This window comes from Streptomyces aureus (assembly GCF_001418135.1).
Lineage (GTDB): Bacteria > Actinomycetota > Actinomycetes > Streptomycetales > Streptomycetaceae > Streptomyces > Streptomyces aureus_A.
This window is the reverse complement of the sequence record NZ_LIPQ01000309.1, coordinates 1-7315: the sequence shown is the minus strand read 5'-3', so window position 1 is coordinate 7315 and position 7315 is coordinate 1. Positions and strand designations below refer to the sequence as shown.

Genomic DNA, 7315 nt, shown 5'->3' with positions numbered 1-7315 from the left:
CCACCGCCCCCGGCAGCAGCCCGGCCCCCATCGTGAACCAGCCCATCGACAGCATCTGGAACGGCATCCAGGGCCCCACCCCGCCCGTGAGCAGGGCCGACGCGAACATCGTCACCGCGCCGAGGACGAAACCGAAGCCCGGCCCGAGGACCCGGCCGCTCAGCACCATCAGGAAGAACATCGGCTCCAGACCGGCCGTCCCCGCGCCCAGCGGCCGCAGGGCCGCGCCCACGGCGGCCAGCACGCCCAGCATCGCGACCGCCTTCGCGTCCATCCCGCAGTCCGCGATCGTCGCCACGACCACCGCGACGAGGAGCGGCAGCAGCGCCGCGAACAGCCACGGCGCGTCCCCCGCGTGCGAGGTCACGGCGGATCCGGCGTCCGCGAAGAGGGGCCAGCAGAAGGCGAACAGCCCGATGAGGGAGACGAGCGCCAGGGCGGTGACCGAGCGGGGTCCCAGCCGGATCGCGCGGACCGGGTGCGTACTCACAGCGCCGCCTCCACCTGCTCGACCGTGAGCCACGGCTGCGGGGCCAGGATCTTCGCCACCTGCGGCGAGAACGCGGGGGAGGAGACGACCACCTCGGCCGTCGGCCCGTCCGCCACCACCTCCCCGTCGGCGATGATCACCACCCGGTGCGCCAGCTCGGCCGCCAGCTCCACATCGTGCGTCGCGAGCACGATCGCGTGTCCGTCGGCGGCGAGGGTACGGAGACGGGCGACCAGACGGGCCTTCGCCGCGTAGTCCAGGCCGCGGGTCGGCTCGTCCAGGAGGAGCAGCGGCGGGCGGCCGGTCAGGACGACGGCGAGCGCGAGTGCCAGCCGCTGCCCCTCCGACAGGTCCCGGGGATGGGTGTCGTCCGCGACGCCCGGCAGCAGCTCGGACACCAGCGCCCGGCAGGTCCCGGGCGCGGCGCCCGCGTCCCCGTCGGCCGCCGCGCACTCGGCGGCGACGGTGTCCGCGTACAGCAGGTCCCGCGGCTCCTGCGGAACCAGGCCGACCTGTCGGATCAGCTCGCGGGGGCTGGTGGTGTGCGGGACCCGGCCCGCGACGCGGACGGTGCCGGAGGTCGGGGCGATCATGCCGACGAGGGTGGAGAGGAGGGTGGACTTGCCTGCGCCGTTGCGGCCCATGAGGGCGAGGGTCTCGCCCGCCTGGACCTGGAGGTCGATGCGACGGAGCGCCTCGACGCGGCCGCGGCGGACGGCGAGGCCTTCGGCGCGGACGAGGGGGGTGGGGCCGGGTGCGGGCTCGGTGCGGCGCCGCTTGAAGAGGCCGCTTCCCCCGTCCCGCCCCTTCCCGGGACCGGGGCTCAGCCCCGGATCCCGGTCCTCGAACACCGGACGGGCCGGAGAAGCCGGCCCCGCGGGGACGGCAGGGACCCGGCCCTCCAGGCGGGCCTTCAGCCCCCCGGCCCGACGTCGTGCGTCCCGCACCGTCAGCGGCAGCGGATCCCACCCCGCCAGCCTCCCCAGCCCCACCACCGGCGGATGCACCGGTGACACCGCCATGATCTCGGCGGGCGCGCCCATCACGCCGTCCGGCAGCATCAGCACCTGGTCCGCGTACTGCACCACCCGCTCCAGGCGGTGCTCCGCGAGCAGCACCGTGGTGCCCAGGTCGTGCACCAGTCGTTGCAGCACCGCCAGGACGTCCTCCGCCGCCGACGGGTCCAGCGCCGACGTCGGCTCGTCCAGGACCAGGACCTTCGGGTGCGGGGTCAGGACCGAGCCGATCGCGACCCGCTGGCGCTGGCCTCCGGAGAGCGTCGCGATCGGGCGGTCGCGGAGTTCAGCGAGGCCGAGCAGGTCCAGGGTCTCCTCGACCCGGCGCCGCATGACGCCCGGCGCGAGGCCCAGGGACTCCATGCCGTACGCCAGCTCGTCCTCGACCGTGTCGGTGACGAAGTGCGCGGACGGGTCCTGGCCCACCGTGCCCACCAGGTCCGCCAGCTCGCGCGGCGGATGCGTGCGGGTGTCGCGGCCGTCGACGGTGACCCGGCCGGTCAGGGTGCCGCCCGTGAAGTGGGGGACGAGGCCGGAGACCGCGCCGAGGAGGGTCGACTTGCCGACGCCCGAAGGGCCGACGAGCAGGACGAGCTCCCCCTCGGGGACGGTCAGGTTCACGTCCCGCAGGGTCGGCTCGGCATCCTCCTCGTAGGTCACCGAGACGTTCTCGAAGCGGATCACGCCTTCTCCTTCGAAACGGGAGCTGTTGCGGGGACGGGGGCCACGAACGCCGGCAGCAGGCCCACCAGGACCGACACCGCGGGCCAGAGCGGCAGCTCCGGCGCCTCCAGGGGTACGACCCCGGGGTGCAGCGCCTCCGGCGCGTACGTGTTCGCCCAGATCATCAGGACCGCCACCGCCACCCCGGACCCCGCGACCAGCCAGGCCCGCACCCCCCAGCGGTCCGGCCGGTAGCGCGTACGGACCGTCCGGCGTCCGCCGAGCCGCAGCCCCGCCATGGCCGCGAGCAGCCCGGCGCCGAGCAGCGGCAGCCCGTATCCCGCGCCCTCCGCCGCGAGGAGCCCGTACGAACCGGCGCAGATCCCGAGCAGTCCGCCCAGGGTCAGGACGTTCGTGGTGCGGCGCACCGAGGCCGGGACCTGCGCCGTCCGGCCGTACCCGCGCGCGTCCATCGACGCCGCGACCGCGATCGACCGCTCCAGGGCTCCCTCAAGGACCGGAAGTCCGATCTGGAGCACCGCCCGCACCCCGCCCGTGGGGCGGCCGCGCAGGCGTCGGGCGGTACGCAGCCGCACCACGTCCGCGACCATGTTCGGCGCGAAGGTCATCGCCACCACGACGGCGACCCCGGCCTCGTACAGCGCGCCCGGCAGCGACTTGAGCAGCCGCGCCGGGTTGGCGAGCGAGTTCGCCGCGCCCACGCAGATCAGCAGGGTCGCCAGCTTCGCGCCGTCGTACAGCGCGAACACCAGCTGCTCGGCCGTCACCCGCCCCCCGATCCGTACCCCCTGCGCCCACTCGGGCAGCGGCACCTCCGGCAGCGTGAACAGCGGGTGCGTCCCCGGGATCGGGGAGCCGAGCAGCAGCGAGAAGACGACCCGCAGGAAGACGACGAACAGACCGAGCTTCACGAACGCGCCGTAGGAGCGCGCCCAGGGCGCGTCCGTACGCCGGGCCGCCACGACATAGCCCGCGACCCCTACGAGGAGGCCGAGGAGGAGGGGGTTCGTCGTGCGGGAGGCGGCGACGGCCAGGCCGAGCGCCCACACCCACCACGCTCCGGCGTGCAGGGCGTTGGACCGGCTCGCCTCGGGGGCGCGGAGGACGTCACTCACCTTCATACGGGGCTCACGTCCACCCATGCGCGCACGGGGTCCACCTGCGTGGGTACGGGGTCCCCCCACGCGCCTACCACGTCCACCTGCGTGCCTACCGCGTCCACCTGCGTGCGTACCGGGCTCATCCGCGCCGGCGGGCCTTCCAGATCGCCGCCCCGCCCAGAGCCAGCACGGCCGCCCCGCCGGCGAGCACGCCGAAGGACGGGCCCGCGCCCTCCTGGCCTGCGGTCGCCGACGCGCTCGGCGCGGCCGACGCCGGGGTCTTCCCGGCATCCCCGGCCCCACCGGTCTCCGCGACCGGCTCGCCGCAGCCCCGCGCCGGGTAACCGGCGATACCGCACAGCATGGCCGCGCCGTCGTACCGCAGCGGCTTCGCCACCACGGCGAGCGCCTCCGCGCCCGTCGCGTCCTCACGGACCTGCGCACACCCGGACTCGACCGGCTTCCGCGGCGCGGTCTCGCCGGGCGGCGCGTCCGCCGGGCCGCCGAAGTCGACGACGACCGCGACCCGCTTCGTGCCGTCCTTCTTCTCCACGCCCGCGCAGATCCCCGTGAAGTCGGGGGCGACGGACGGCCGGGAGGTGTCGTTCGTGCCGCTGCTGACCGCGAAGCGGAAGCCGATCGCGTCGCCGTCGGCGGGACGGGCGGTCGCCGGACCCTGTGTGGCGTACGCCCAGGGCTTCCCGCCGTCGCTCTCCCAGAACGACCAGTAGCGGTAACCGGCCGCCTGCGCCGGGGCCGCCGCGGTCACGACCGCGGTGAGCGTCAGGAGTGCCCCGGCCGCGGCTCCCGCGGCACGGGAGCCACGCCTCCGCGCACCGTTCCCTCTCGCGGAGCTCACTTCTTGCGGCCGCTCACGAGGAAGCCGATGCCGACGCCGACGACCATGCCGATGCCGATGATCCACCAGATGTCGAAGCCGCCCTCGTCGTCGCTGGTGGAGGAGGCCGAGGTGTCCGGCGTCTTCGGCGCCGGGCCGGTGGCGTTGAGCTGCTCCACCAGGTCCGCCGTACCGAACTCGCGCGGGTCCGTCTCCGTCGCCCGCGCGGCCAGGATCAGCTGCGCGTACGCGGCCGGGCCGCTCTGCTTCGCCCAGGCGGCGGAGTTCTTCTCCAGCCACTCCACGGCGGGCTTCGCCTCCTTCGAGGCGCCGGACGCGGCGAGCGCTATGACGGCGTCGGCGGTGTTGCCGACGTCGGGCTGCTCGGTGGTGTCGGTGGCGCCCGGCATCGGCGGCAGGGTCAGGTGGCCGGTCTTCGCGAGGGCCTTCGCCAGGTAGGAGGCGCCGTTGAGCGCGGCCCGCTCGACCGTCGGCTTCGACAGGTCGTTGCAGACCGGCGGCTGCTCGGGCGAGGCCTTGGTGGCGACGACGCTCTTGCCGAGGCCCGCGAGGGTGGCCGCCGCGGTGGCGTCGGCGTTCGCGAGGAGCTTGCCGGCCTTGTCGGGCTGGTAGGCGAAGGCCCCCGGGCCCTCCTTGTCCGAGCAGGGCAGCGCGAAGGAGAGGAGCGCGTCGTAGGGCGTACGGCCCTCGGCGGAGGTGAACAGGCCGGGCCGCTGACCCGTCGCGGCGAGCGCGCCGACGACCACCGAGGTGGAGTTGGCGTCACTGGCGCCGCCGGGGCTGTAACCCCAGCCGCCGTCCTTGTTCTGCACGGTGCGCAGCCAGTCGGAGCCCGCCTTGACGGCCTTGTCGATCGCCTCCGGGGCGGCGGACTGCTTCCGGACCGCGCGGAGCCCCTGCACGGCGATCGCGGTGGCGTTGGTGTCCCGCATGGTCTTCGCGTCGCAGGGCGCCTCGGCGTCCGCGCGGTACGAGCTGAACGAGCCGTCGGCGCACTGCTGGCCGAGCAGCCAGTCCACGGCCTTGTCGGAGGGCTGGAAGCCGGTGGTGCGCTGGGCGAGGAAGGCGAGCGACTGGCGCCAGACACCGTCGTACGTCGGGTCGCTCTTCCCGTACAGACCGTCCGGGATCGTGACGGCGGAGGGCGTGGGGGAGGGCGCGGTGGTGGCCGCTCCCGCCATCCCGGCCGCTCCGGTGCCGAGCAGGACGGTGGCGGCTGCGAGCGCGGTGGCGCCGCGGCGGACGGTGTTCATGGGGCCCTCTCCTGCGGCCGGGCACCGGCACGCCTCAGGGGCACCAGGCTCCGGCTCCGTATTCCTCGACGGTGCCGGCGGTCACGTCCCGGACGGGGCATTCCGACTCACGACTCCTTGGGCGGAGCCGCTCACGGTTGCGGGTCAGTGCCGGAATTCCACCGGCTTCCCCCCGTACGGGCATGATGACGACCCGCCCACTCTACCGGCCCGTACGCCCGCGGCCCGGCGGGTGCGAGGCGCCTCACACCGGGCCTCGCGGGTGCGGCGGGCGGGCCCGCGCCGCGGGCTTCGCGGGCCCCGCTGCCCGGGAAGCGGCCGCTGTGCCGTGCTCGGCGGAGGGCTCTCACCGGTCGTCCCGGTCACGGCGGTCGTCCGCGGCGATCAGGCCCGACGCCTCACACCGCCACGTACTCCACGGGCTCCGTCCCCTGCACCGCCTCCGCGCGGCCGAGTTTCACCAGGTGGCGCAGATGCGCCTCGGCCTCGCTGACGGCGATGTTGCGGGAGCCGTGGGGGATCTGGTCCCAGGGGCGGTTCCACTCCATCCGCTCGGCGAGCTGCCAGGGGGTGAGCGGGGTGGCGAGCAGGCCGAGGAGCCCGGTGAGGCGTTCCTCGTGGTGGTCGAGGAGTTCGCGGACCCGGCCGGCGGCGTCGGTGAAGGCGTGCTGGTGGGCGGGGAGGACCTCGGCGACGCCGAGGCGGCCGACGCGTTCGAGGGAGGCGAGGTAGTCGCCGAGGGGATCGGTGCCGGATGAGGGTCCCTCCTGCCCGAAGGAAGGTGAGAGCGTGGGGGAGTCGTCCGGGTCCTCGTACAGCCCGATGTGCGGGGTGATCCCGGGAAGCAGATGATCGCCCGAGAAGAGCCGGCCGTGGCCGGGCAGCCGGGAGGGGTGCTCCTCCTCCAGGTGGAGGCAGACGTGGCCGGGGGTGTGGCCGGGGGTCCAGATCGCGCGCAGCCGCCGCCCGGCGAGGTCGAGGAGTTCGCCGGGGACGATCTCCCGGTCGGGGAGGGCGGAGCGCAGACCGGGCAGGGTGCGCATCCGGCCGGAGGCGCGGGCGGCCCGCAGCGGGACGAGGTGGTCCTCGGGGGCGCCGACGGCGGCGAGTTTGCGGGCGAGGTAGTCGAGCCAGCTGCCCGGCTCGGCCGCCCGGGTGCGGCGTACGACGTCGGTGTCGGCGGCATGCATGGCGATCCAGGCCCCTGACGCCTCGCGGACCCTGCCGGAGAGGCCGTGGTGGTCGGGGTGGTGGTGGGTGATGACGACGCCGTGGATGTCCGACACGTCGATGTCCAACGCGGCGAGCCCGCCGGTGAGTTCGGTCCAGGAGGCTGGGTCGTCCCAGCCGGTGTCGACGAGGACCGGTCCGCGGTCGGTGTCGAGGACGTGGACCAGGGTGTGGCCGAGCGGATTGTCGGGGATGGGCACCCGGAGCGACCAGACGCCTCCGCCGTGCTCGTTCACCTGGGGCATGGGTCCCTGCATGGATCCCTCATCTCTCCACGGCGGTACGGAATCTCTCCACGGCGGTGCGGAGCGTGCTCGCCCATTGCCCACTATAACTAGAACTGACGAACCGTCAGAGTGGCTTGTGTCGCATTGCCTTCGGTGCGCCGCTGACCTGCGATCGGGCTGTCATGGTTGGTCGTTGCCGGTCGCCGTCGAGCCCCCTCGCACGGCCCACAGACGGCCCGGCCGAACCGGGCCCGGTCGTCCGGCAGCCGTTGTCAGTGCTGTTGGTTAGAGTCCGCTTGCGCGCGGCCGGCTTCCGAGGTGTCCAGCTCTGCAGTGCAGTTGCATCCCTGACTCTGTCCGGGGGCGGCCCGGGGGACGCCCGGGACCTAACCGACGGTCAGGCTTCGCCGATGGCCAAGAGTGAGACCTGCCAGCGCCGGCCGCGCGCACACTGCC

Annotated in this window: 5 protein-coding genes, 1 pseudogene and 1 riboswitch; all 6 genes and pseudogenes read right to left on the bottom strand. The window is 74.5% G+C overall.

Annotation, left to right across the window (positions count from 1 at the left end):
* Positions 1 to 490 (bottom strand): annotated as a pseudogene (locus AOK00_RS24660) (ECF transporter S component); the annotation flags it as partial.
* The gene (locus AOK00_RS24655; RefSeq protein ID WP_055602475.1) at positions 487 to 2190 is read right to left on the bottom strand and encodes an ABC transporter ATP-binding protein; all 1704 of its coding nucleotides are present in this window, start codon (positions 2188 to 2190) and stop codon (positions 487 to 489) included. The pseudogene AOK00_RS24660 and the gene AOK00_RS24655, both read right to left, overlap by 4 nt.
* Positions 2187 to 3311 carry an energy-coupling factor transporter transmembrane component T gene (locus AOK00_RS24650; protein ID WP_254047482.1) on the bottom strand — a complete coding sequence of 375 codons (1125 nt, stop codon included), beginning with the start codon at positions 3309 to 3311 and terminating at the stop codon, positions 2187 to 2189. Before AOK00_RS24650 ends, AOK00_RS24655 begins: the two co-directional genes overlap by 4 nt.
* 118 nt (positions 3312 to 3429) lie before the next feature.
* Positions 3430 to 4149 carry an SCO2322 family protein gene (locus AOK00_RS24645; protein WP_079042175.1) on the bottom strand — a complete coding sequence of 240 codons (720 nt, stop codon included), beginning with the start codon at positions 4147 to 4149 and terminating at the stop codon, positions 3430 to 3432.
* Positions 4146 to 5402, bottom strand: a complete 1257-nt coding sequence (locus AOK00_RS24640) for a prenyltransferase/squalene oxidase repeat-containing protein (protein ID WP_055602473.1) — start codon at positions 5400 to 5402, stop codon at positions 4146 to 4148. Before AOK00_RS24640 ends, AOK00_RS24645 begins: the two co-directional genes overlap by 4 nt.
* Before the next feature lie 95 nt (positions 5403 to 5497).
* Positions 5498 to 5574: riboswitch (cobalamin riboswitch) on the bottom strand.
* A gap of 226 nt (positions 5575 to 5800) precedes the next feature.
* Positions 5801 to 6877, bottom strand: coding sequence for an MBL fold metallo-hydrolase (locus AOK00_RS24635; RefSeq protein WP_055602472.1), 1077 nt, complete (start codon positions 6875 to 6877; stop codon positions 5801 to 5803).
* Positions 6878 to 7315 lie beyond the last annotated feature (438 nt).